The sequence below is a fragment of the Bacillus sp. CPT56D-587-MTF genome (genome assembly GCF_058792335.1).
Window position 1 is genome coordinate 3,768,780 of the sequence record NZ_JBYTEF010000001.1, and the last position, 23,601, is coordinate 3,792,380.

The following is a 23,601-nucleotide window of genomic DNA, read 5'->3' on the forward strand; positions in this document are numbered from 1 at the left end:
TCGATACTATGTTGTTTCATCTTATATCTTTACATCATTAAAACTTTCTGTTTCATCCTATATAAGCATAAAATGATAACAGTTTTATTTTATTTTTTTTTAGAAATAAAAAAAACAGCAACCTTTCGTCGCCATTTTTTATATCATTATTATCTTTCTACCGGAAATGATTTCAAATCCGTAGCTATTTCTGTATTAGAAAATAGCTCTCTTGCCTCTTTCAATAATTCCTTATATGTATCCCCTTGATAACGAGAACTAATATGAGTCAATATTAATCGTTTTGCATTTGCCTGAAGTGCAATACTCGCAGCTTGCTTAGATGTGGAATGAAAATAATCATAAGCTTGTTGTTCATCTTCTGCCGCAAAAGTGGCTTCATGAACAAGTACGTCAGCGTCTTGTGCCAGCTCTCTACTCGCTTCACAAAATCTTGTATCACCTAAAATGGTAATAATTCTTCCTTTTTGAGGTGGGCCGATAAAATCTTTTCCGTTTAGTATCGCACCATTTTCCAATTCTACCACTTCTCCATCTTTTAAACGTTTAAAGAGTGGACCTGGTTTCACACCCATCTCCAGCAATTTATCGACTAAAAGGGCGCCTTGTATATCTTTCTCTATAATACGATACCCAAAACATTCAATACCGTGTGACAATCTTTTCGTTTCCACATGAAATTCATTATCTTCAAACACAGTACCTTCTTCTGTTATCTCAACAATTTCAAGCGGATATTTTACATGTGTCGTACTTACTGATAATGCTACTTCAATAAATTGTTTAATTCCTTTTGGTCCATACACTGTTAGAGGTGTAGTCCCTCCTTGGAACGAACGGCTTCCTAATAAACCAGGCAATCCAAAAATATGATCACCATGTAAATGCGTAATAAATATTTTTTCAATGCGGCGTGGACGTACTGATGTATGTAATATTTGATGTTGCGTCGCCTCGCCACAATCAAATAACCAAGTCTGTCCTCGTTCTTCTAACAATTGCAAAGCAATTGCTGAAACGTTCCTTCCTTTCGAAGGAACACCTGCACCAGTTCCTAAAAATACAAATTCCACTTTCTTTCCTCCAGCTCTTTATATAATCTACCTTTCATCTTACGGAATGTTATTTCAAATGGCAAATCGAATTTACATAACCAATCATCTAGACAACTATATATCACGAACGTTATACTCAAAAAACTTAGCAATCGTTCGTGTTTTATGTTAAAATGCTTATACTACATTTTAAGGGAGCGTTTTATTATGAAAGAAGCATTTCGTTTACAAACTGATTTTTCATCTTCATTTGATCGCTGGGTAAGTTCTTTCGTGTCTGATCACCCAGCACAATTAGAATGGACGACTTTGAAAGAATTAATCCATGAATATACAACAACACATACAAATGACTCGTTACCAACATATATTTCTTCAGCTTTCACATATTACGCACAACGCGTTTCAACAGCAAATAACTCAGAGATTGTTATTTTTGAAAATCATACAATCTCTTAATCTATCGTAAAAAGCACTGGTTACAGTGCTTTTTATTTATACTTATTTAGCAAATCGGCATATTCCGTCAAAAAATTTGTATACATACTTAAATCAAATTCATCTAAAATTATCTTTTTACTTGAGTTATTATTAAATAATTGTTTTGCTTGTAGTGCAAAAACGACACTTTCTATTTTTATAAAAATAGAAAGTGTCATGATATTTACAGCTTCATGACACCTTCTACATAAACTTATTTTCTAATTTTTGCTGAAACGACTTCTCTTGCTTACGTAGTAGTTGACTACCTCGTTGTAAAATCGGTGTTCCATACTTATCGTTAATTTGATCAATGACAGCAAGTAGTGGTTCTTTTTTCGCATCCTCTTCAAATGAAAATAAATCTAATTGTTTCACCGATTCTGTCTTCCACTCTATTTCAGTAGCTGTAACACCTAGTAAACGAACGGAATCACCATCCCAATGTTGCTTCCATAAACGGGATGCTGCTTGAAAAATATCGCGTTCTTCCCAAATTGCATTTTTCAATTGCTTACTCCGTGTTACTGTTCGCCTATCATGGTATTTAATCATAATTTGAATATTATAGCTGACAAGGGTTCGCTTTTGTAATCTTTTACTCACTGATTTTGATAACCGTTCTAACATATCAAGTAATTCTTTCTCTTCATCCATATCCTTTGAAAAAGTCATCGAGTTACCGACACTTTTATGTTGGCCCATTTGACTCGGATCCACTTCCCTATCATCCGTACCTTTTGCACGCTTTTGTAAATCAATACCGTGCTTGCCAATTTTAGCGCGAATGATATGCTCGTCTCCCTTCGCTAACTGTTCAATTGTATGTATATGAATTTCATTTAATTTTTCAGCTGTTTTTTCTCCAATCCCATGCATTGCTTCAACTGAAAGTGGCCAAATCATTTCTGGAATATCACGTTTTCGAAGTACGGTAATACCGAGAGGTTTTTTCATATCAGAAGCTGTTTTTGCTAGGAAAAGATTTGGAGCGATTCCGATACTACACGGAAGCTGCAACTCTGTTAATAGTGCTTGTTGAATCATCTTTGCTATTTCAAGAGGCGAACCAAGTGCGTAGCAATCTGTAATATCTAAATATCCTTCATCTATTGAGACTGGTTGTATCTTTTCTGTAAAACGAGAAAGGACTTGAAACATTTGAAATGAAGCTTCGCGATATAATGTGAAATTAGGACGCCTTACAACTAATTGCGGGCATAACCTTTTCGCTTCCCAAAGGGGCATCGTCGTACGTATTCCGTATTCTCTCGCCTCATAACTACATGTTATAATAATTCCTTTTCTCTCTTTTTCATTTCCAGCAACCGCTAATGGCTTTCCTTGTAATGATGGATCATGAGCAATTTCAACAGATGCGAAAAAGCAATTCATATCTACATGTAAAATAACACGACCATTTTTCGGATACATTTCTCGCATAGTACTCACTCCCTAATCAGAACGTTCGTTCTTTTATTATATCAAATTTTGCACAATAGTTATAATAATTACTTGTTCTTTTTTATAATCGATATAAATCGAAACTTTAATCAACTCTCACTAATCGGACTTTTACGGGCAGCAGGGCCCCCACCTAACTTCTTTACTTTCGCTGAATTTTGAGGTAGTGGTCTTACTGTCCGGCAAATAGCGGGATAAACTCAACTATACATTCCCTGTAGTTATATTAATCATTGCAATTAATTATTTACTACTTCCGATTTTCAATATGAATACGTTAAGGTTATTCCCTCGTCTAGTACATATAGCAACAACGTATATACTTCCATAGTTTTTCTTATATTCGCTTATACGTCTTGTCAAAGCAATCGAATCAAAATAAAAAGCGTGTAAATCATAATTGATTTACACGCTTTTTCTATTCCATTACTTCGCTACTTCTTCAATAATTGCAACAACTAATTCTGCTGTTTTTGCTAATTCTTCAACAGGAATCTTCTCGTTTGTTGTATGAATTTCTTCATAACCAACCGCTAAGTTAACTGTTGGGATACCATGTCCTGCAATTACGTTTGCATCACTTCCGCCACCACTTTGATGAAGAGAAGGTGTACGACCAATTTTTTCAGCTGCACGTTTTGCAACTTCTACAACGTGATCGCCATCAGCAAATTTAAATCCTGGGTACATAACGTTTACTTCGACGTCTGCATGACCGCCCATTTCTTTTGCAGTTGTTTCAAATGCTTCTTTCATTTTCGCAACTTGTGCTTCCATTTTCTCATTAATTAAAGAACGAGCTTCTGCAAAGATTTGTACATGATCGCAAACGATATTCGTTTGTGTACCACCTTCAAAACGTCCAATATTTGCAGTCGTTTCAGAGTCAATGCGACCAAGTGGCATCTTCGCAATTGCTTTCGCTGCGATAGTAATTGCAGATACACCTTTCTCCGGCGCTACACCAGCGTGAGCTGTTTTCCCGCGAATAATTGCGTTCACTTTCGCTTGTGTTGGAGCTGCAACAACGATTTCACCAACTTTTCCATCGCTATCTAATGCGTAGCCATATTTCGCTGTAATACGCTCACGGTCTAATGCTTTTGCACCAACAAGACCTGATTCTTCTCCGACTGTAATAATAAATTCTATTTTACCATGAGGGATATTTTTCTCTTTTAAAACACGGATTGCTTCGAACATTGATGCTAATCCAGCTTTATCATCCGCACCTAAAATTGTTGTACCATCTGATACGATATATCCATCTTTAATAGAAGGCTTAATTCCATTACCAGGAACTACTGTATCCATATGAGAAGTAAAGTAAATTGTATCAACACCATCTTTTGTTGCTGGTAAAGTACAAATTAAGTTACCTGCACCATGACCAGTTACAGCCATTGTGTCATCTTCAAATACTTCTACACCTAAATCTGTAAATTTCTTCGTTAATACTTTGCAGATTTCTGCTTCAAATTTCGTTTCAGAATCTACTTGTACTAATTCCATAAATTCATTTACTAAACGTTCTTGATTAATCATAAGACTGCGCCTCCTGCACTACCATTATGTATGTAACACTATTAATTATAACAGAATTTCGCAAAAGTTTCGAAATACAAGACAAAAAACAGATGGTTTACATGTCTAGATAACCATCTGCTTTCTATTACTCATTTAACAATACCCAGCGCATATGATCTTCCCACACGCCATTTACCATTAACATCTTCCTAGACACGCCTTCATATTGAAAACCTATCTTTGTTACTACTTGTATAGATGCTAAATTACGAGGCATAATCGGAGCTTCTATACGATGTAACTGAAATTCCCCAAAAGCAACTTGAATTGCTTTTCTAAGCGCTTCTGTCGTATACCCTTTGTTTAACTCTGCTTTATCTAATTTATAACTGAGTACACAAGATTGATAAATGCCACGAACGATTAAATTAAATGAAATACACCCAATTATTTTCGTATCATCACCCTTTTTAAAAATCCATAGTCTGATGATTTTCCCTTCTTCGAACTCTTTTCTATCCTTTTGCAACTTTTTCTTTTGATAATCTAGCGTAAAAAAATCATCCGGTCTATACTCTCCCCAAGCTTTTAAAAATTCACGATTTCTGTCGTAATATTGAAGAACTGTTTCAGCATACGACTCATCAATTTCCCTTAAGTATAAACGATCTGTTTCGTATATTTTCATCATCGTATCTCCATTCTTCAGCTTGCCCAACTAAAAATTAACAATATACCCTTTTACTATATTCTCTATACACACTCAAATTTCCTGTTATATTTTGCAATCCCCTCCCGAATTTTGTCCTCACTCTCCCCTTGTCCATAATTTCATTTCTCGTTACAATGAAATTGTACTGATTTGCAAGGAGGTATAACGATGCATAAAAAAGCTCAAAAAGTTATGGTTTATGTGATGCTGATTTCTATGCTTGTAACAACATTACTTGCTGGCGCGAGTATGTTTTGGTAAAAAGGGCGATGTGTTCGTCCTTTTTTTACTTTTTACACATGACAAAATAAACCATCTCGACATCGAGATGGTTTATTTTATATAAAACACAATCGCTACAATACTAAAGGAAAATGACATTACAAGTGCTATTACAAAACTTGTATATTGTTTCTGCTGAAATGCTCCAATAACAAAAGTTAGATTAAGTAATGCCATACATACAATCGCTACAAGATAAGAACATATATTAAAAGTTGCCAATATGAATGTAATAACAAATAGAAATCCCATAAAAAACTGCATATACGAAAGTTTTGGATTCAAGTACATATGAGCAACCCCTTTATCTAATTTTATCTTTCTATATTCTCATTAACGCACGGTTATGTACACATGTCAAGACAACTTATTATAATAGAAAAAGCCAACCTTTTCGTTGGCTTTTTCATATGCAACGGCTCCTTTTTCTTTTGCCAATTGCTGAAATGATTTTTTCGATTTCACAATCCATACTTTCGTTCCAATTGGAATGCGATCAAACAAATATTCCACATCGTTTTTCTTCATTCTTATACACCCTTGTGAAATATACTTTCCAATTGAACTCGGTTGGTTTGTTCCATGTATTCCATATTTACTTCCATCAGTTCCTCTTGCATTAAATCCAATCCACCTTGACCCAAGTGGATTTTTTGGCGACCCACCTGGAATATCCTTCGCAATATAATACGGATCCTTCGCTTTCATTACAACATCAAAAGTTCCTTCTGGAGTTAATTCATTCGTTTTCCCTGTCGCTACTGGAAAAACCTTTTGAATCTTTCCATCGTCAATGTAAGCTAATTTATTCGTTGCTTTATTTACAATAATAAAAGGATCTCCGGCACGTGGATTATCCCCAAGAGGCCAAATCGGCGATAAAGAAAGACATAATATGATAGAGAGAAGATACGGCATAGATAATTCCTACCTTCTATATAAGTTCTTTTATATTATCCTTTCCCTTAAAGCGACTTTTAATGAGTAAATATTGTTCCATTTCATACACAAGTTGAACAAGTTTCGCACGTATCTCAAATTCTTCGCGTGTAGCTGGTAATGGCATGTCTCTAAATAATTCCCTCATTTCTTGAAGCTGCCTTAAGGAAATAACGCCAGTACTCTCAGGGCTAATAGCATTACCAATGTTTTCAACAACATCTGCAATCATATCAGCTTGTTCATATGTCCATGATAAAGAAGCTGCTAGTGGTATCATTCGCTCTAAAATTTCGAATTGTTGCATACGCATATTAAAATAACGATAGTAATAATCATCTTCTCGCATAAATGCATTCTCAAGTTTTTTAAACGATAAATCTCTTGCTTCATTTAACATATTCTCGGTTTCAATGAGTTCTGCCCCACTCCAACTACTTTCTCGATTTCGTAAATACACAACCATTTCAAACAAAATCGTTTTAAAATTGCTCTCTATTTTATCCTGATACTCTTTTAGCTTATTTTCACTACTCGGCATATACATATTTACTAATAACGCCACGCTAATCCCTATCGTTAATATAGCAATTTCATTTCCAACTATAAGCCATGTAATTTGCTTCAATGAATATAGATGCATAACAATAACTGAACTCGTGACAATGCCTTCTTGAATTTTAAGCATTACTGCAGTCGGAATAAATGTAAGTAACAATATGCTAATTGCAAGTGGTGTATAGCCGATCGTTTCAAAAATACAAAACGCGAATACCATTGATAATACACAAGCTAGAAAACGATGTAACGACACTTGAAGCGATTTGCGCTTCGTATTTTGTACACATAAAATAACTAAAATACCTGCTGAACTATAAAATTCCAACCCTAATAACTGAGCAATAAAAACTGCCGCGCCTGTCCCTATTGCTGTTTTTACTGTACGGTATCCAATTTTAAACATATCATTACTCCTATATGTATAAACGTATTTACAGCTAGTATAAAAAAAGGATGACACAATGTCATCCTTTTCTACTTATTATTCACATAACCTTTTCATATTACAATATTTTTTGTAAAAATTGTTGCGCACGTTCACTTTTCGGCGCTGCAAAAAATTCTTCTGGCGCACTATCTTCTACAAGCTTTCCTCCGTCCAAGAAAAGAACACGATCTGCCACTTCTTTTGCAAAGCCCATTTCATGTGTAACGATAGCCATCGTCATTCCTGTCGTAACTAACGATTTCATGACTTCTAACACTTCTTTCACCATCTCTGGATCTAGCGCCGATGTCGGTTCATCAAATAACATAACTTCGGGTTCCATTGCTAACGCTCTTGCAATTGCTACACGTTGCTTTTGTCCTCCCGAAAGACGATTTGGATACGTATCTTTTTTATCTACTAGTCCAACCTTTTCTAAAAATTTCTCAGCTTTCTTTTCAGCTTCTTGCTTCGTTACCCCTTTTACATTGGTAGGAGCATACGTAATATTTTCTAATACAGTCATATGAGGAAATAAGTGAAAATGTTGAAATACCATACCGACATTTTCACGAACATGCATAACATTCGTTTTCGGATTCGTTACTTCTTCCGTTCCAATCCAAATGTGACCATCCGTTGGTGCTTCTAACATATTCATACAACGTAAAAATGTTGATTTTCCTGATCCAGAAGGTCCTATAATTGCAACTACTTCCCCTTTTTCAATCGTTGTTGTAATTCCTTTTAATACTTCGTTTTTACCAAATGATTTATGAAGGTTTTCAATTTTAATCACTTTTCTTCATTCTCCCTTCAATTGCCTTCCCGACTAATGTAAGAATAATGACTAACATATAATAAATCAGTCCAACAAAAAGTAATGGTTCAAGATATTTAAATGTCTCACCGCCTACGATGTAAGCACGACGCATTAAATCAGTCGCGCCTATTACTGTTACTACAGCCGATTCTTTCGTAAGTGTCGCAAATTCGTTCACAAGCGCTGGTAATATATTTTTTAATGCTTGAGGGAAAATAATATTTCTCATCATTTTTCCGTATGGTACCCCTAAAGCCATTGCTGCTTCTGTTTGTCCTTTATCCACCGCTTGAATACCAGCACGAATTACTTCTGACATGTATGCACCTGAATTCAAGCTAAATGCAAGTACAGCAGCTAAGAATGCTGGTATTTCATAACCAATTATTTGCGGGACACCGAAATAAATAATCATTAATTGCAATACAAGGGGTGTACCACGAAAAATTGATGTATAAAAATCTGCTGCTATATTTAATGCTCGTATTCTAGCAATTTTACAAAGTGCTAATAGCGTTCCTAAAATAAATCCTGCTAAAGCTGATACTGCTACAATTTTCAAAGTAACTTCTAAACCTTTTAGTATATATGGTATCGAAGGCGTAATCGCCGAAAAATCTAAGTTCATTCTTTTCATTCCTCTCACAGAAAAGTGAAAGGCAGCTTATTTTCCGCTGCCAAACCATTTCTTCACTAATTTATCCATTTCTCCATTTTCTTGCATTTTTTTAATTACTTTATTAAATTCAGCTGTTTTATCACTGTTTTTCGGAAGGGCAATTGCTGCTCCAACTTCTTCTGGCGCTTCTTTAATTTCAACTCCTTGTAAATCTTTCATTTTCTCTAAATAATTTTTAGCAACTGTGTCTTCTATAATTGCAGCGTCAAAACGACCAGCTTTAATTTCTTGTACGATTTCTGGTATACGGTCACGTCCCTCAACCTGGAAATCTACTTGTTTTTTAAATTCTGCTGCTTTCTCTTCTTGAATAGACCCTGTTTGTACTCCTACTTTTTTCCCTTTTAAATCCTCTACAGATTTAATGTTAGAATCCTTTTTAGAAACGACCATATTTTTCGCAACAAAATAAATATCTGTAAAATCAACATTATTTTTACGCTCTGCAGTTGGCGTCATGCCTGCCATTACGAAATCAACTTTTCCTGAACTAAGAGATGCTAATAAACCACCAAAATCCATATCTTTCACTTTCACTTCATACCCAAGTTCTTTTCCGATATATTTAGCAACATCAACATCAAAGCCGATAATTTCATCGCTCTTTGACGCATCTACATATTCATAAGGTTTATAATCTGCTGAAGTTCCCATTACGAGTACTTTTTTATTTCCTTTTGTTTCTTTCGATTCCCCATTACTACAAGCGCTGAATATACTTACAATTAAAATAAGTGCAAACAATATTGATACTAACTTCTTCATCTTTCTTCCCCCTAATGATGTATATTTAAAAGTTTAATAGAATATTTATTCGATGTTTGTATTGTATCAGCACTTTTATTTTTATGCAATATATAAAATAAAAATAAATAACAAAACAATATAAATGCTATTTTTTATGTATAAAATGGTGCATAAAATAACACAACTATGCATATTCCATAAATTTTAATAATAAATAAAAAAGGCGGCACATCCACTTGATTGTGGACGTGCCGCCTTTTCTCTTATTTTTTATAGTTCTTCACAATTCTCTTCAAAATATGATTGTAGTTTCGCAATAACTTGCATCGGTTCATGACCTTCAATTTCATGACGCTCTACCATCGTTACAATTTTTCCATCTTTTAATAAAGCAAATGATGGAGAAGAAGGTGGGTACCCTTCGAAATATTCACGCGCTCTTGCTGTCGCTTCTTTATCTTGACCTGCAAACACCGTTACAAGGTGGTTAGGACGTTTATCATAATGTACGGAATGCGCAGCAGCAGGACGAGCAATACCACCTGCACAACCACATACAGAGTTTACCATTACAAGTGTTGTTCCATTTCTTTTAAACGCTTCTTCTACCGCTTCTGGCGTCGTCAATTCTGTATATCCAGCAGAGACAATCTCTTCACGCGCTTGGCGGACAACATCATTCATAAAAAAGTTAAAATTAATCACTCTTTTCCCTCCTCTAAAACTACCTATTTGTATCTTACCAGTTAATGTTTATGAAATACAAGTAAGTTTACTTGTATTTAAGTATAGAAAAGGTGTTAGAGCTCTTGCTCTAACACCTTTTCTATAATGACCACGATGTTTTTGCTTTGCTTTTTGTACTTTCATTAAACGTCTTCTTTCTTTTTCAGCTTCTCGCTTCTCTTTAGACTGCACTTTCTTTTCTTGTTTATGCAATTCATAAGATAAACTAATCGCCTCTTGCGCCTTAGTAAAACGTTTAATATTTATTTCTTTTGCTGCTTGTCGTATGATACGCTTTATGTTTTTAGGACGCTGTTTTTCTTTAACTTCTACACCACATTTTGCAAAGTGCTGAAAATGCTCTAAAAGTGAACCATTCACAAACATAAGCACTTCTTCATCTGACGGTTCCGCCCCAAAAATATACCTCGCCCCATACAATTTCCTTTGTTCTTTACATGTAATGATTCCAACAAAAAATTGGCCATCGTGATATACTGTCAAATCCATTGACAGCCCCTCCTTTAAAAGATTAGAAATACAGGACATCCCGGAGGGGAAGGTTACTGACATGAAATCATGCGTCTGGACTACCAACCAGAACTGTGTTTTTGTATTTCTTTCACTATGATTATATCTTTTTTTCCATAATCTTCATATATTCAGCAATCATTTTTTTATGCGATCCTACAATATAGTCAGGTAGTTCTGTTACTGAAAAGAATTTAAGCTGAACTGCTTCTTCTTTATTCATAACAAAATCCCCTTCGTATTCATCTGTATAATAGGCGGTTGTTACAGATTGAAATTCATCACCGTTTGCTAATTTTGTAAAGTAGTTCGCTCCAGAAAATACATTGATTAGTCGCAAGTTCTTCACTTTTATTCCTGTCTCTTCATATACTTCACGATAAGCTGTTTCTTCTGGTGATTCACTAAGCTCCATTAGCCCGCCAGGTAGCCCCCATTTTCCGTACGGCTCTGTCCGCTGCTGCAATAAAACATATCCATTTTCATTTATAATGAGTACAACAGCACCAACTAAAATTAAAGGGCGATGACCAACTATTTTTCGTAATTCTTCTACATATCCCACCGTATCGCCTCCTTTTTCGTTGTCCACACTATTGTATCATATGTTCGAAACGACAAAATGCGTATATTTTTCATTTTTTTAACAAAATATTTATTTTATGTGATTCATCTACTGTAGCTAACATAATAGATTCCACTTCTGTACTCTCCTCTAGAAATTCTCTCGCCCAAGCTTCTGTTTTTCCTAATAATGCAAGAACATCTTTCTGTATCCTCCCATCCTTTACTAATACAAAAGAAACTGGAGATTTTTTTCCCGCCACTTTAAGATCAAGCCGCGAAACTGCTTCATATTCTGGATACCGAAATATAGAAACGACACCGTTTGCTTCCCATAATGCTAATTTAATCGTTTGAATATCGCTCACATTTCGCATACGAAGTTCCGAAAACAAATATTCCACGGTAATTCTCGCCTTTTTCAAATTGCTAAAATCAATGGAACCATTATGTATAAGAATGATAGGTGCTGGCTCTAAAAAACGTCTCCATCTATCCCATTTCAGCATTAAAACTGAGCTTATAATATGAAGTACAACGAGTATGAACGTTGTAATCATCGAGCCCAGTAACCCTACTTTTTCATCAGACAATGCGTTAGAAATATTCCCACCAAGCAATAACACTAATACAACATCTAAAAAACGAAGTTGTGCGATAGACCTTTGTCCCATCGCTTTCGCAACTAATATTAAAAATATGTATGCTATAATAGCCCGAATAACCCATTCACTACTAGAAAGATGCCGTGCTCCTTCAAAAATATGCATATGCATCACTTTGCACTCCTTACCCGTCTCAAACTGCTAACCTGTTTTAGTTTGCAACGTTTATGAGCATATATGTAAAAAAAGCTGGTTCGTTTAAAAACGAACCAGCTTTTTTTACTTAACTGAAAACATATATTTTTTATACGTTTTCCGTACCGATAGTATGAGCCCCATCATAATCATATTCGAGAATAAGGAACTTCCCCCATACGATAAGAAAGGTAATGCAATACCTTTTACAGGCATTAATCCAACGATCATACCGATGTTTTGGAATATTTGAACTGTTAATATACCGATCGATCCAGCGCATAATAATGTACCAAATAAATTATCAGCGGAATAACCAATAATAATTGTTCGATATAGTAGTAATAGGAACAAGAAGACAACTAAGGCTGCTACGATAAATCCACCTTCTTCGGCAATTGTAGCGAAAATAAAGTCAGTATGCTTCTCTGGGATATAGACGCTTCCTCCCCCAAACCCTTTACCTTCCATTCCTCCACTACCTACAGCTAAAATCGATTGTTGCGTTTGATAACCTTGATCTGCATTTTCAAATGGATTTAACCAACCTACAATACGCGACTGTTGGTGAGGTTTTAGTAAAGTAACTAAATTATTATAGAAAAAATCTTGATACTTAAAGAAAATAAATATTAAAGCAGATAATATGGTCAACGGAATAACTGTACATAATGCTATCAATTTCTTTTGAATACCTGACATAAATAGAATACATGCAATAGCAGCAGCATATAAGAACACCATACCTGTATCAGGTTGACTATATACAACCGCCATAGGTGGAAGTGACACTAGCATAATTTTACCTACTAGCTTTAAATCTGTTTGGAATGTCCTTGCCATATACTGTGCATTATGTTTTACTGCTATACTCGCTACTACAAGTAGCAATGCAATTTTGAAAAACTCAGACGGCTGAATTTGTCCAAATACTGGGAAAACAAACCATCTTTTTGCACCTAATTTTTCAGGTGTAAAACCTGATGGTGGTAATACTTTCAAAAGAATAAGTGAAGCAAACCCAGCAATATAAAGCGGCCAAGATAATTTTTGTAACTGATCTAAATCAATGCTTGCAACAAGAAGTAACAATACAACCCCAATTATGTAGTTAACACCTTGTTTCATAGCAAAGTTTGCAGCTCCATACTGTCCCGTTTGCTGACTGCTATATATAGCAGCTATACTCGTCACACATAGTGCACACAAAATTAAAATTAATTTTACATCTAAACTTTTTAGAAACTCGGTACTTCTTTTCATGACATCCTCCTGAAACATTGTTACGGCAAAAATAAAAAACCAGGAGTCAACATTCTTCATGTTTTGACGACTGATTACACATTATCTATAAAACACTTATATAGAATAACTCTCTTTTTCATACAATACAATATATTATACTACAGTTTCATCAGTAAGATTTGCCAAAAAAATTATTCTTTTCTTATTTTATATCCATATACCATATATCAGCAATGTATTTTCGTAAATTCCTAATACATAATCGTTTATTGTAAGATTACTGGGAAAGATATTTATACATATAGTAGGATGTAGATGAAGAAATAAGATAATAAAAAGCTCGCATAAGCGAGCTTTTTATTCAGAGTGTTGGGAAACCCTTTAGGGTTCCCAACACTCTGGAATCTTTTTTGATTTTAGCGAATAAAAACAACATAAAATAATAGAATTTTAAAAAATAGCCCTCCACCTGACCCTTTTTGGTCAGGTGGAGGGCTATTTTTTTCATGTTTTGACAAGCTGCGGTGAGATAAGCTTGCATTTGGACAGACTTCAGCCCTCGAAACCGGGCATAGCGGTAGCCATGTAGTTCTTTGGCGTCTGCAAAGCTTCGCTCTATAGTGGAACAGCGTACTTTATACAACCTTTTCCCTGTAGCTGTTAGCTTGTTTTTTCTAGCAATATCCTTATATTTCTCCCACACATGATGAGTGATAACTTTTTGTTTTTGTTTCTTTGAAAAGCACACCTCACGTAACGGACAAACAGCGCAGTCTTCTGGATTCGATTTGTATTGACGGTATCCTTCACGATCAGTTGTTACATATTCTAGAATACATCCCATCGGACAAGCGAAAACATTCATTTCTTCTACATATTTAAATTGGCTTTTCGGTACTTCTTTATTCCGTTTTCCAAATCGGCGATACCCCATCACCATAAATATATTCCGTTCTGATAGTTTCTTACAGATATATCCTGTAAAATAGCCAGCATCAAGGGCAACAGCTTCTACTTTGAAGTCGAATTTATCAATCTGAGCTTGGAGGCGTGCTAAATACGGCTCGGAATCTGCCATATTTCCAGCCGTTACATAGGTATCTGTAATAATATTGTACTTCGCATCAGTCGTACGATGATCCAAGAAATGAAAACCATTTGGTTTTCCATCTCTCATTAAAAATCCACTATCTGGATCCGTTGTACTTATACGAGTTTTTTTGGTAGGGGTATCACTTTCCTTTCTAGGTTTTAATTCTTTTTTCCATGTACCTCACGATCTTCGATTACCGCAGCTTCTAGCTCGTCTATATAAAACTTTGCTTTTTCTTTTTTATATTTATGTACAAATTTATTTTTATTGGCATTGGCCTTAATATGTGTAGAATCTGTCATCAGTGCACGTCCTCCTACCATCCGGTGCTCCGTCGCTTGTCTCACAATCTCATCAAAAATTTCTTCGAAAATATTTGTATGAATAAAACGAGTACGACGATTCCAACTGATTGTAGAGTGATCCGGAATAGTATCCGATAGAGAAAACCCTAAAAACCAACGGTAGGCAATATTCGTTTTAATTTCCTTTTCCAATTGACGCTCAGAACGAATACCGTAAAAATATCCAATAAACATCATCTTAAATAAAACAATAGGATGAATGGACGGGCGTCCATTGTTTTCACAGTAATAAGGGCGTAACTTCTCTTCAATAAAATCAAAACTAATTGTCGCTTCAATTGCACGAAGGAAATGATCTTGTGGAACCAACTCTTCTACAGAAACAGATACACGCTCATCACGATGATTTTTTAAAGCACCCATCATAAAAAATCTCTCCTTTTCCTCTTTTTTATCAGTGTTGACACATAAAAAGAGGTTCAGACACAAAAACAGGCTGTGGAGAAGACTTTCTCCACAGCCTGAATAAAAAGCTCGCATAAGCGAGCTTTTTATTAATATACAGATGTATTATTTTCTGACATGTTTTCTAAAATTTCTTTAACACGCCCTAAGAACTTACCACAAATTAAACCATCAAGTACTCGGTGATCAAGTGATAAACATAAGTTAACCATGTCACGAGCACCGAACATACCATTATCCATAATTACTGGGCGCTTTACAATTGATTCAACTTGTAAAATAGCCGCTTGTGGGTAATTAATAATACCCATAGATTGAACAGAACCGAATGATCCTGTGTTATTAATTGTAAATGTTCCACCTTGCATTTCGTCTGCTTTTAACGATTTCGTACGTACTTTTCCTGCAAGTTCTGTAATTTCACGAGCGATACCTTTAATTGTTTTCTCGTCCGCTTGCTTAATTACTGGTACAAATAGTTCTTCCTCTGTTGCAACAGCGATAGAAAGGTTAATATCTTTCTTCTGAACAATTTTATCGCCAGCCCACATTGAATTAATTTGAGGATACTCTTTTAACGCTTGTGCTACTGCTTTTACGAAGAAAGCAAAGAACGTTAAGTTAAAGCCTTCACGCTTCTTAAAGTCACCTTTAATTGAGTTACGGTATGACACAAGGTTTGTCACATCTACTTCAATCATCATCCAAGCATGTGGTGCTTCATGTTTACTACGTAACATGTTTGCTGCGATTGCTTTACGCACACCTGTTACTGGAATTTCGATATCTCCAGGCATTGTAGGTACAGAAACTGGTTTCGCAGCTTCTACTTTTTGCGCTACTGGTGCTGCTTTTGGTGCTTCTGGGCGAGCTTCTACTACTGCCGCTACAGCTTCCTCTTTCTTCGCTGCACCTGCTTGCGGAATATTTCCAGATTCCACTAGCTTTAAAATATCTTTACGAGTGATACGGCCGTTTGCTCCCGTACCTTCTACTAGATCTAAATCAACGTTATGCTCACCCGCAAGTTTTAACACAGCTGGTGAAAAACGTGGTTTTCCATCAGTTGGTTGTTTTACTTTCGGTGCTTTTTCAGACGTAGCTACTTCTGCCTTTGGTTCTTCTTTCGTTTTTTCTTCAACAGCTGTTGCTGCTACTTCATCTGCGCCTTCTACTTGAATCACACAAACTACTTCACCTACAGCTAACGTATCACCTTCACCAGCGATTAACTCTTTTACAATCCCCGTGAAAGAAGATGGTACTTCAGCATTTACTTTATCAGTCATTACTTCTGCAAGCGGATCATACTTGTTTACGTGATCGCCAACATTAACGAGCCATTTACTAATTGTGCCCTCTGTAACGCTCTCCCCGAGCTGAGGCATTGTAATATTTTCTACAGCCATGTATAGTCCCCCCGATTAAAATTCCGCAAGTTCACGCATTGCTTTTTCAACTTTATCTGGATTTACCATAAAGAATTTTTCCATTGTTGGTGCATATGGCATTGCTGGAACGTCTGGACCTGCAAGACGTGCGATTGGCGCATCTAAATCAAATAGACAGTTTTCAGCAATAATTGCTGCCACTTCACTCATAATGCTTCCTTCTTTATTGTCTTCTGTTACAAGAAGAACTTTACCTGTTTTAGAAGCTGCTTCAATGATTGCTTCTTTATCTAATGGATATACAGTACGTAAATCAAGAATGTGTGCAGAGATGCCATCTTGTGCTAATTTTTCAGCCGCTTGAAGAGCAAAATGAACACATAATCCGTACGTGATAACTGTAATATCATCACCTTCACGTTTTACATCTGCTTTTCCGATTGGTAATACGTAGTCATCCTCCGGCACTTCACCTTTAATTAAACGATATGCACGTTTATGTTCGAAGAATAATACTGGATCTTCATCACGAATGGCTGCTTTTAATAAGCCTTTTGCATCATATGGTGTAGAAGGGATAACGATTTTTAAACCTGGTTGGTTTGCAAACATCGCTTCTACAGATTGTGAATGATACAATGCACCGTGAACACCCCCGCCAAATGGTGCACGAATTGTAACTGGACAAGTCCAATCATTATTAGAACGATAACGAATTTTTGCTGCCTCAGAAACAATTTGGTTTACTGCTGGCATGATGAAATCAGCAAACTGCATTTCAGCGATTGGACGCATACCATACATTGCCGCACCAATTGCTACCCCAGCAATTGCAGATTCTGCAAGCGGTGCATCAAGCGCACGATCTTCACCAAATTGATCATACAAACCGTGTGTCGCTTTAAACACGCCACCTTTTTTACCAACATCTTCTCCTAAAACGAATACTTTCTCATCGCGTTCCATTTCTTCGCGCATTGCTAATGTAATAGCATCAATATAAGACATTACAGCCATGAAACGTTCCCCCCTATTCTGCGTATACGTGCTTCAATGCATCTTCAGGTGCTGCATACGGAGCATTTTCTGCATATTCTGTTGCTTCATTTACGATATGCATAATTTCGTCTAACATTTGTTTTTCCGATTCCTCAGTTAATACACCAGCTTCTTTTAAATAAGCCGCGAATGTTATAATTGAATCTTTTTTCTTTGCTTCTTCTACTTCCTCTTTATCACGATAAACACGATCATCATCGTCACTAGAATGTGCTGTTAAACGATATGATACTGTTTCAATTAAAGTTGGGCCTTCACCACGGCGACCGCGATCTGCTGCTTCTTTTACAGCTTTATATACTGCAAGCGGATCGTTTCCGTCTATTGTATATCCAGGCATACCGTAACCAATCGCACGATCTGATACGTTTTTACATGCTAATTGTTTTTCAACTGGAATAGAGATTGCATATTTGTTATTTTCACACATAAAAATAACAGGTAGTTTGTGTACACCAGCAAAGTTTGCCCCTTCATGGAAGTCACCTTGGTTTGAAGAACCTTCTCCAAATGTAACGAACGTTACTAAATCTTTCTTCTCCATTTTTCCAGCTAATGCAATACCAACTGCATGTGGTACTTGCGTTGTTACTGGAGATGAACCTGTAACAATACGATTTTTCTTTTGACCGAAGTGACCAGGCATTTGACGACCACCAGAGTTTGGATCTCCAGCTTTCGCGAAAGCAGACAACATAAGCTCTTTAGCTGTCATACCAAATGCTAGTACAACACCCATATCACGGTAGTATGGTAATGCATAATCTTTCTCTCTATCAAGAGCGAACGCCGCTCCAACTTGTGCAGCCTCTTGTCCTTGACAAGAAATTACGAATGGAATTTTACCAGCACGGTTTAATAACCACATACGTTCGTCGATTTTACGTGCAAGTAACATCGTACGGAACATTTCTAATACTTGCTCATCACTTAAGCCAAGCTCTTCATGGCGCTTTTCTTTTACTTCTGCCATTTTTCATAACCTCCTAAATCCACATTTTTATGCGTGTAACGCTCTTCCATCTACAGCAAGTGCTGCTTCACCAATCGCCTCAGATAATGATGGATGCGGATGAATTGTATGTGCTACTTCCCAAGGTGTTGCATCAAGTACTCTTGCAAGACCCGCTTCAGAAATCATATCTGTTACATGCGGTCCAATCATATGAACACCAAGAATGTCATTTGTCTCTTCATCAACTACAAGTTTTACGAAACCATCTGATTCTCCGTATACAAGTGCTTTTCCGATTGCGCGGAATGAGAACTTACCTACTTTTAACTTATAGCCTTTTTCTTTCGCTTCTTGTTCTGTTAAACCGACAGAAGCAACTTCCGGACTGCTATATACGCATTTTGATACCATAGAGTAATCGATTGGTGTAACTTCTTTCCCTGCAATATGTTCTACTGCAGCAATTCCTTCGTGAGAAGCAACGTGAGCGAGTTGCAGGCCACCGATTACATCTCCAATTGCGTAAATATGCGATTCTTTCGTTTGATAAAACTCATTTGTTTGAATGTATCCTTTTTCCACAACGATATCTGTATTCTCTAAGCCAATATTTTGCGTATTCGCTTGTCTTCCTACAGATACAAGCATTTTTTCTGCTTTAAATTCTTTATTTTCACCGTTGTGTTCAGCTTGGATTGTTACTCCATTATCTTTTACCAATGTTTCTGGTAATACTTTTGCACCAGTTACCACTTTAATACCTTTTTTCTTGAATAGACGTTGCATTTCTTTTGAAACGTCTTGATCTTCTAGTGGTAATATCGTTTTCGCATACTCTAATACTGTAACTTCTACACCGAAGTCAGCAAGCATAGATGCCCACTCAATACCGATTACACCGCCACCAACGATAATAATCGAACTAGGAAGCGTTTCCATTTTTAGAGCATGATCTGAAGACATTACGTACTCTCCGTCTAATTCTAAACCTGGTAATGAATTTGGACGAGAACCTGTTGCAATAAGTACATTTTTTGGAATTAACATTTCATTCTCTTCTCCACTTGCAAGTTCAACTGAAATTGTCCCTGGCATCGGAGAGAAAATAGATGGGCCAAGAATACGGCCAATACCTTCAAACACATCAATTTTACCTTGTTTCATTAAATGTTGAACGCCTTTATGAAGCTGCGTTACTATCTTCTCTTTACGCTCTTGTACTTTCGCAAAGTTTAGTTCTACATTGCTTGCAATAACTCCGAACTCTTCGCTTTTTTTAGCAGTTGCATATACTTCCGCACTACGTAAAAGAGCTTTACTAGGAATACATCCTTTGTGTAAACAAGTACCACCAAGATTTTCTTTTTCGACTAGTGCAGTTTTTAACCCTAGTTGTGATGCACGAATTGCAGCAACATATCCACCAGTACCGCCGCCAACGATGACTAAATCATATTCTTTTGCCATTATCTCAACCCCTAGCTACCGTTTCTTTTTCACGTACAACGTATTCTTTTGGAGCTTCTTCTTCACGTAATACACGAAGTGCTCCTTCTGCTAACGCTTCTAACTCATCTTCGCCTGGATGTACGATAACATCTGCAATCCAGTCCACTCGCTCTTTTATTTCATCGACAAGAATTTTACTGTATGCCAGTCCACCAGTTAATACGATTGCATCGATTTTCCCGTGAAGTACAGCGCTAGCTCCGCCAATCTCTTTTGCAACTTGATATGCCATTGCTTTATAAATAAGAGTTGCTTCAGGATCACCTTTTTCAACCATTTGCTCTACTTTAATCGCATCATTTGTACCGATTAAACTTACAAGTCCACCTTGTCCGACAAGTTTTTTAATCATTTCATCACGGTAATACTCACCAGAGAAACACATTTCTACTAGTTGCCCTACTGGTACTGTACCAGCGCGCTCTGGACTAAATGGTCCTTCTCCGTTTAAACCGTTATTCACATCGATTACTCTTCCTTTTTTATGAGCACCAACTGTAATACCGCCACCCATATGTGTAACTAATAAATTTAAATCCTCGTATTTGTGATTTAACTGTTCAGCTACTTTACGAGCAACTGCTTTTTGATTTAATGCATGGAAGATACTTTTGCGTTCCATACCAGCAATGCCACTTATACGAGCAACCGGCTCCATCTCATCTACAACGACAGGATCTACAATGAATGCAGGAATGTTTAATCCAGAAGCAATTTCATATGCTAAAATGCCTCCAAGGTTTGAAGCGTGATGACCGCTAAAGCCATTTTTCAAATCTTCTAACATCGCATCGTTTACTGTATACGTACCGCCTTCGATTGGACGAAGTAATCCACCACGCCCACAAACAGCGTTTAATTTTGAAATGTTAATACCATGAGAATGTAGAACTTCTAAAATCGTTTCTTTTCGAAACTCATATTGGTCGATAATTCTCTTATATTTTCCAATCTGTTCTACGTCATGACGAATCGTTTCTTCTAGAACGGGTCTTTCATTATCAAAAACACCAATTTTTGTGGATGTACTACCTGGGTTAATAACAAGAATTCGATTTACAGACAATGTTGCTACCTCCACTAATAAATTCAAAAGGAAGTGGAAACCTCATAAGAGGTAACCACACCTTTTGTAAAAGTTATATATGAATGATTAGCGACGGCTAATAATATCGTGACCGTTGCGTAAGTAAGTGCTACGAGAATTCTTCAAGCTTGCAATGCGCTCTTCAGCTAGACGATCTGCCGCTACATAAGTTGCTATGCCATCGCGTTTTGAAATTTCGATTACTTTTGCAATCGTGTCATAAATAGACTCAACACGTTTTAGTGCACGTTCTCTATTGTATCCATATAATTCGTCTGCTACGTTAATTACGCCACCTGCATTAATTACATAATCTGGTGCGTATACAATACCCATTTCATGAATGATGTCACCATGACGATCTTCTTTTAATTGGTTATTTGCAGAACCTGCGATTACTTTTGCTTTAAGTTGTGGAATAGTTTCATCATTAACTGTTGCGCCTAGTGCACATGGTGCGTAAATATCGCATTCAACACCGTAAATTTCATTTGGTTCAACTGCTGATGCACCGAATTCTTCTACAGCACGTTGTACAGCTTCTTTATTAATATCTGTAACGATTAATTTTGCTCCTTCAGCGTGTAAATGTTTGCATAGGTGATATGCTACGTTACCAACGCCTTGAACAGCAATTACTTTTCCTTCTAAATTGTCAGTACCGAAAGCTTCTTTTGCAGCTGCTTTCATACCACGGTAAACACCGTATGCAGTTACCGGAGATGGGTTACCAGAAGAACCGAATGATGGTGAGATACCTGTTACAAAGTCAGTTTCTTCATGGATAATATCCATATCATCTACTGTTGTACCAACATCTTCAGCTGTAATGTAACGTCCGTTTAATCCTTGGATATAACGTCCTAGTGCACGGAACATTGCTTCGCTCTTATCTTTACGAGGATCACCGATAATTACTGTTTTCGCACCACCTAAGTTTAAACCAGCTGCTGCGTTTTTGTATGTCATCCCTTTTGCAAGACGCAATGCATCTTCAATCGCCGCTTCTTCAGAATCATATGTCCACATTCTTGTTCCACCAAGAGCCGGTCCAAGTGTTGTATCATGAATTGCAATAATTGCTTTTAAACCAGATTCTTTATCTTGACAAAATACTACTTGCTCATAATCATATTTTTCTAAGTATTCGAAGATTTCTAATGTCATTGTCGTTTCCCCCTAATGTTTTACCCTTTTTGGTTTATTTTGAAGCAGTCGCAACTGCCAATGCTAATGAATATACTTTTGTTTCTGCTGAATCAGCACGAGATGTTAAAACGATCGGTGCTTTTGCGCCAGCAATCATTGCTCCTACTTTTGCATCCGCAAAGTATACGAGTGATTTATATAGCACATTTCCAGCTTCAATCGTTGGGACGAGTAAAATATCTGCCTTACCTGCTACATCACTTACTATGCCTTTATGCTCTGCTGCAATTTGTGATACTGCATTATCTAAAGCAAGTGGTCCATCAACGATACAATCTTTAATTTGTCCGCGGCGATTCATTTGTGTTAACATCGCTGCATCAATTGTCGCCTGCATCGCTGGATTCACAACTTCTACTGCTGCAATTGGTGCCACTTTTGGCAAGTCGATTCCTATTGCCCGGGCAACTTCTACAGTATTTTGTATAATAGCAGCTTTTTGTGTTACATCAGGTGCGATGTTCATCGCTGCATCTGTAACGAAAATAAGACGATCGTAATTTGGAACTTCAAATGCTGCTACATGTGAAAGTACGCTACCTTTACGTAGGCCCCACTCTTTGTTTAACACAGCCTTCAAAATATTCGCTGTTGGGATGTTCCCCTTCATAAGCACGTCTGCTTCACCATTTCTCACAGCTTTAACAGAAAGTTCTGCAGCCTCTGCACTAGACATTGCTGCAATCACTTGAACATGTTCTGAAGTTTGTAAACCATGTTCTTGTAGCATCCCCATTATTTTTTCTTGATTTCCATATAGACGAAATTGAGCTAACTGTAATTTAATTGCTTTCGCTACAGCTTCAATTACTTCATGATCTTCAGCTACTGCTACAGCTACAGTTTTTTTAGGCTGCCCTGCTGCTTGATCAATTAAGTATTCTAACTTCATATTTTGTAATCAACCCTTTCCGTCGTCCCTCGTCTATTTATAAAGCAAATACCGTGCCAACTTTTAAAAGTGGT

General features: G+C 36.6%; 23 protein-coding genes and 3 pseudogenes. 2 read left to right on the top strand and 24 right to left on the bottom strand.

What is annotated here, in order from left to right:
* Positions 1 to 149 precede the first annotated feature (149 nt).
* Complete coding sequence (gene rnz, locus AC3WVZ_RS19325; protein ID WP_059303462.1) at positions 150 to 1,073, bottom strand: ribonuclease Z; 924 nt, start codon at positions 1,071 to 1,073, stop codon at positions 150 to 152.
* 189 nt (positions 1,074 to 1,262) lie between these two features.
* Between rnz and AC3WVZ_RS19330 the strand changes: the two genes are divergently transcribed.
* Positions 1,263 to 1,514 (top strand): DUF3932 family protein, encoded by a 252-nt coding sequence (locus tag AC3WVZ_RS19330; RefSeq protein ID WP_000656490.1) that lies wholly within the window; start codon positions 1,263 to 1,265, stop codon positions 1,512 to 1,514.
* Between the two features lie 32 nt (positions 1,515 to 1,546).
* Here the strand turns inward: AC3WVZ_RS19330 and AC3WVZ_RS19335 are convergent.
* The 4 genes and pseudogenes from AC3WVZ_RS19335 to AC3WVZ_RS19350 all read right to left on the bottom strand — a co-directional run.
* Positions 1,547 to 1,681: pseudogene (locus AC3WVZ_RS19335) on the bottom strand (DNA polymerase IV); the annotation flags it as partial.
* Between the two features lie 58 nt (positions 1,682 to 1,739).
* Positions 1,740 to 2,978, bottom strand: coding sequence for a DNA polymerase IV (locus tag AC3WVZ_RS19340; protein ID WP_001208858.1), 1,239 nt, complete (start codon positions 2,976 to 2,978; stop codon positions 1,740 to 1,742).
* A gap of 447 nt (positions 2,979 to 3,425) precedes the next feature.
* Positions 3,426 to 4,544, bottom strand: coding sequence for a tripeptidase T (locus tag AC3WVZ_RS19345; protein WP_000609803.1), 1,119 nt, complete (start codon positions 4,542 to 4,544; stop codon positions 3,426 to 3,428).
* A gap of 127 nt (positions 4,545 to 4,671) precedes the next feature.
* Positions 4,672 to 5,217 (bottom strand): GNAT family N-acetyltransferase, encoded by a 546-nt coding sequence (locus tag AC3WVZ_RS19350; RefSeq protein ID WP_233935284.1) that lies wholly within the window; start codon positions 5,215 to 5,217, stop codon positions 4,672 to 4,674.
* A gap of 189 nt (positions 5,218 to 5,406) precedes the next feature.
* Between AC3WVZ_RS19350 and prli42 the strand changes: the two genes are divergently transcribed.
* On the top strand, positions 5,407 to 5,499 hold the full coding sequence (gene prli42 / locus AC3WVZ_RS19355; protein WP_000549040.1) for a stressosome-associated protein Prli42: 93 nt from the start codon (positions 5,407 to 5,409) through the stop codon (positions 5,497 to 5,499).
* A gap of 72 nt (positions 5,500 to 5,571) precedes the next feature.
* Here the strand turns inward: prli42 and AC3WVZ_RS19360 are convergent, their stop codons facing one another.
* From AC3WVZ_RS19360 to yqiS, 19 genes and pseudogenes are all read right to left on the bottom strand, one after another.
* The gene (locus AC3WVZ_RS19360; RefSeq protein WP_000281167.1) at positions 5,572 to 5,811 is read right to left on the bottom strand and encodes a DUF3894 domain-containing protein; all 240 of its coding nucleotides are present in this window, start codon (positions 5,809 to 5,811) and stop codon (positions 5,572 to 5,574) included.
* A gap of 66 nt (positions 5,812 to 5,877) precedes the next feature.
* Positions 5,878 to 6,438 carry a L,D-transpeptidase gene (locus tag AC3WVZ_RS19365; protein WP_001146566.1) on the bottom strand — a complete coding sequence of 187 codons (561 nt, stop codon included), beginning with the start codon at positions 6,436 to 6,438 and terminating at the stop codon, positions 5,878 to 5,880.
* A 16-nt stretch (positions 6,439 to 6,454) separates the two neighbouring features.
* Entirely contained in the window at positions 6,455 to 7,423 is a 969-nt protein-coding gene (locus AC3WVZ_RS19370) for an aromatic acid exporter family protein (protein WP_000472671.1), read from the bottom strand.
* 100 nt (positions 7,424 to 7,523) lie between these two features.
* Positions 7,524 to 8,246, bottom strand: a complete 723-nt coding sequence (locus AC3WVZ_RS19375; RefSeq protein ID WP_233935286.1) for an amino acid ABC transporter ATP-binding protein — start codon at positions 8,244 to 8,246, stop codon at positions 7,524 to 7,526.
* On the bottom strand, positions 8,239 to 8,898 hold the full coding sequence (locus AC3WVZ_RS19380; protein ID WP_001046916.1) for an amino acid ABC transporter permease: 660 nt from the start codon (positions 8,896 to 8,898) through the stop codon (positions 8,239 to 8,241). Before AC3WVZ_RS19380 ends, AC3WVZ_RS19375 begins: the two co-directional genes overlap by 8 nt.
* Before the next feature lie 36 nt (positions 8,899 to 8,934).
* The gene (locus AC3WVZ_RS19385) at positions 8,935 to 9,714 is read right to left on the bottom strand and encodes a transporter substrate-binding domain-containing protein (protein WP_233935287.1); all 780 of its coding nucleotides are present in this window, start codon (positions 9,712 to 9,714) and stop codon (positions 8,935 to 8,937) included.
* 252 nt (positions 9,715 to 9,966) lie between these two features.
* Complete coding sequence (locus AC3WVZ_RS19390; protein WP_001979317.1) at positions 9,967 to 10,380, bottom strand: BrxA/BrxB family bacilliredoxin; 414 nt, start codon at positions 10,378 to 10,380, stop codon at positions 9,967 to 9,969.
* 147 nt (positions 10,381 to 10,527) lie between these two features.
* A pseudogene (locus tag AC3WVZ_RS19395) lies at positions 10,528 to 10,932 on the bottom strand (YjdF family protein); the annotation flags it as partial.
* A gap of 121 nt (positions 10,933 to 11,053) precedes the next feature.
* Positions 11,054 to 11,518, bottom strand: a complete 465-nt coding sequence (locus tag AC3WVZ_RS19400) for an NUDIX hydrolase (protein ID WP_000542536.1) — start codon at positions 11,516 to 11,518, stop codon at positions 11,054 to 11,056.
* Between the two features lie 70 nt (positions 11,519 to 11,588).
* Positions 11,589 to 12,293, bottom strand: a complete 705-nt coding sequence (locus tag AC3WVZ_RS19405) for a DUF421 domain-containing protein (protein WP_000550974.1) — start codon at positions 12,291 to 12,293, stop codon at positions 11,589 to 11,591.
* Positions 12,294 to 12,401: 108 nt separating this feature from the next.
* Entirely contained in the window at positions 12,402 to 13,580 is a 1,179-nt protein-coding gene (locus AC3WVZ_RS19410) for an FtsW/RodA/SpoVE family cell cycle protein (RefSeq protein WP_000831181.1), read from the bottom strand.
* Positions 13,581 to 14,016: 436 nt separating this feature from the next.
* A pseudogene (locus tag AC3WVZ_RS19415) lies at positions 14,017 to 15,386 on the bottom strand (IS1182-like element ISBth7 family transposase); the annotation flags it as partial.
* 128 nt (positions 15,387 to 15,514) lie between these two features.
* Positions 15,515 to 16,834, bottom strand: a complete 1,320-nt coding sequence (locus AC3WVZ_RS19420) for a dihydrolipoamide acetyltransferase family protein (RefSeq protein WP_000257660.1) — start codon at positions 16,832 to 16,834, stop codon at positions 15,515 to 15,517.
* Between the two features lie 15 nt (positions 16,835 to 16,849).
* Positions 16,850 to 17,833, bottom strand: coding sequence for a 3-methyl-2-oxobutanoate dehydrogenase subunit beta (gene bfmBAB, locus AC3WVZ_RS19425; RefSeq protein ID WP_000290071.1), 984 nt, complete (start codon positions 17,831 to 17,833; stop codon positions 16,850 to 16,852).
* A 13-nt stretch (positions 17,834 to 17,846) separates the two neighbouring features.
* Positions 17,847 to 18,848: a 3-methyl-2-oxobutanoate dehydrogenase subunit alpha gene (bfmBAA, locus tag AC3WVZ_RS19430; RefSeq protein WP_000852551.1), complete on the bottom strand. Its 1,002-nt coding sequence runs from the start codon at positions 18,846 to 18,848 to the stop codon at positions 17,847 to 17,849.
* 27 nt (positions 18,849 to 18,875) lie between these two features.
* Complete coding sequence (lpdA, locus tag AC3WVZ_RS19435; RefSeq protein ID WP_001051289.1) at positions 18,876 to 20,297, bottom strand: dihydrolipoyl dehydrogenase; 1,422 nt, start codon at positions 20,295 to 20,297, stop codon at positions 18,876 to 18,878.
* Between the two features lie 4 nt (positions 20,298 to 20,301).
* Complete coding sequence (buk, locus tag AC3WVZ_RS19440) at positions 20,302 to 21,405, bottom strand: butyrate kinase (protein ID WP_000115781.1); 1,104 nt, start codon at positions 21,403 to 21,405, stop codon at positions 20,302 to 20,304.
* Positions 21,406 to 21,492: 87 nt separating this feature from the next.
* A complete protein-coding gene (locus AC3WVZ_RS19445; RefSeq protein WP_000171355.1) occupies positions 21,493 to 22,593 on the bottom strand; it encodes a leucine dehydrogenase in 1,101 nt (366 codons plus the stop codon).
* A 34-nt stretch (positions 22,594 to 22,627) separates the two neighbouring features.
* The gene (gene yqiS / locus AC3WVZ_RS19450; protein ID WP_000764678.1) at positions 22,628 to 23,527 is read right to left on the bottom strand and encodes a phosphate butyryltransferase; all 900 of its coding nucleotides are present in this window, start codon (positions 23,525 to 23,527) and stop codon (positions 22,628 to 22,630) included.
* Positions 23,528 to 23,601 lie beyond the last annotated feature (74 nt).

Bases quoted from the DNA above. Each gene is read 5' to 3' on its own strand.
- AC3WVZ_RS19340 (WP_001208858.1), bottom strand. From the start codon at position 2,978: ATGCGAGAAATGTATCCGAAAAATGGTCGTGTTATTTTACATGTAGAT.
- AC3WVZ_RS19410 (WP_000831181.1), bottom strand. From the start codon at position 13,580: ATGAAAAGAAGTACCGAGTTTCTAAAAAGTTTAGATGTAAAATTAATT.
- AC3WVZ_RS19365 (WP_001146566.1), bottom strand. From the start codon at position 6,438: ATGCCGTATCTTCTCTCTATCATATTATGTCTTTCTTTATCGCCGATT.
- AC3WVZ_RS19330 (WP_000656490.1), top strand. From the start codon at position 1,263: ATGAAAGAAGCATTTCGTTTACAAACTGATTTTTCATCTTCATTTGAT.
- yqiS (WP_000764678.1), bottom strand. From the start codon at position 23,527: ATGAAGTTAGAATACTTAATTGATCAAGCAGCAGGGCAGCCTAAAAAA.
- bfmBAA (WP_000852551.1), bottom strand. From the start codon at position 18,848: ATGGCAGAAGTAAAAGAAAAGCGCCATGAAGAGCTTGGCTTAAGTGAT.
- AC3WVZ_RS19385 (WP_233935287.1), bottom strand. From the start codon at position 9,714: ATGAAGAAGTTAGTATCAATATTGTTTGCACTTATTTTAATTGTAAGT.
- AC3WVZ_RS19380 (WP_001046916.1), bottom strand. From the start codon at position 8,898: ATGAACTTAGATTTTTCGGCGATTACGCCTTCGATACCATATATACTA.
- AC3WVZ_RS19420 (WP_000257660.1), bottom strand. From the start codon at position 16,834: ATGGCTGTAGAAAATATTACAATGCCTCAGCTCGGGGAGAGCGTTACA.
- AC3WVZ_RS19350 (WP_233935284.1), bottom strand. From the start codon at position 5,217: ATGATGAAAATATACGAAACAGATCGTTTATACTTAAGGGAAATTGAT.
- bfmBAB (WP_000290071.1), bottom strand. From the start codon at position 17,833: ATGGCTGTAATGTCTTATATTGATGCTATTACATTAGCAATGCGCGAA.
- lpdA (WP_001051289.1), bottom strand. From the start codon at position 20,297: ATGGCAAAAGAATATGATTTAGTCATCGTTGGCGGCGGTACTGGTGGA.
- AC3WVZ_RS19390 (WP_001979317.1), bottom strand. From the start codon at position 10,380: ATGAATGATGTTGTCCGCCAAGCGCGTGAAGAGATTGTCTCTGCTGGA.
- AC3WVZ_RS19370 (WP_000472671.1), bottom strand. From the start codon at position 7,423: ATGTTTAAAATTGGATACCGTACAGTAAAAACAGCAATAGGGACAGGC.
- AC3WVZ_RS19345 (WP_000609803.1), bottom strand. From the start codon at position 4,544: ATGATTAATCAAGAACGTTTAGTAAATGAATTTATGGAATTAGTACAA.
- AC3WVZ_RS19405 (WP_000550974.1), bottom strand. From the start codon at position 12,293: ATGCATATGCATATTTTTGAAGGAGCACGGCATCTTTCTAGTAGTGAA.
- prli42 (WP_000549040.1), top strand. From the start codon at position 5,407: ATGCATAAAAAAGCTCAAAAAGTTATGGTTTATGTGATGCTGATTTCT.
- AC3WVZ_RS19445 (WP_000171355.1), bottom strand. From the start codon at position 22,593: ATGACATTAGAAATCTTCGAATACTTAGAAAAATATGATTATGAGCAA.
- AC3WVZ_RS19360 (WP_000281167.1), bottom strand. From the start codon at position 5,811: ATGTACTTGAATCCAAAACTTTCGTATATGCAGTTTTTTATGGGATTT.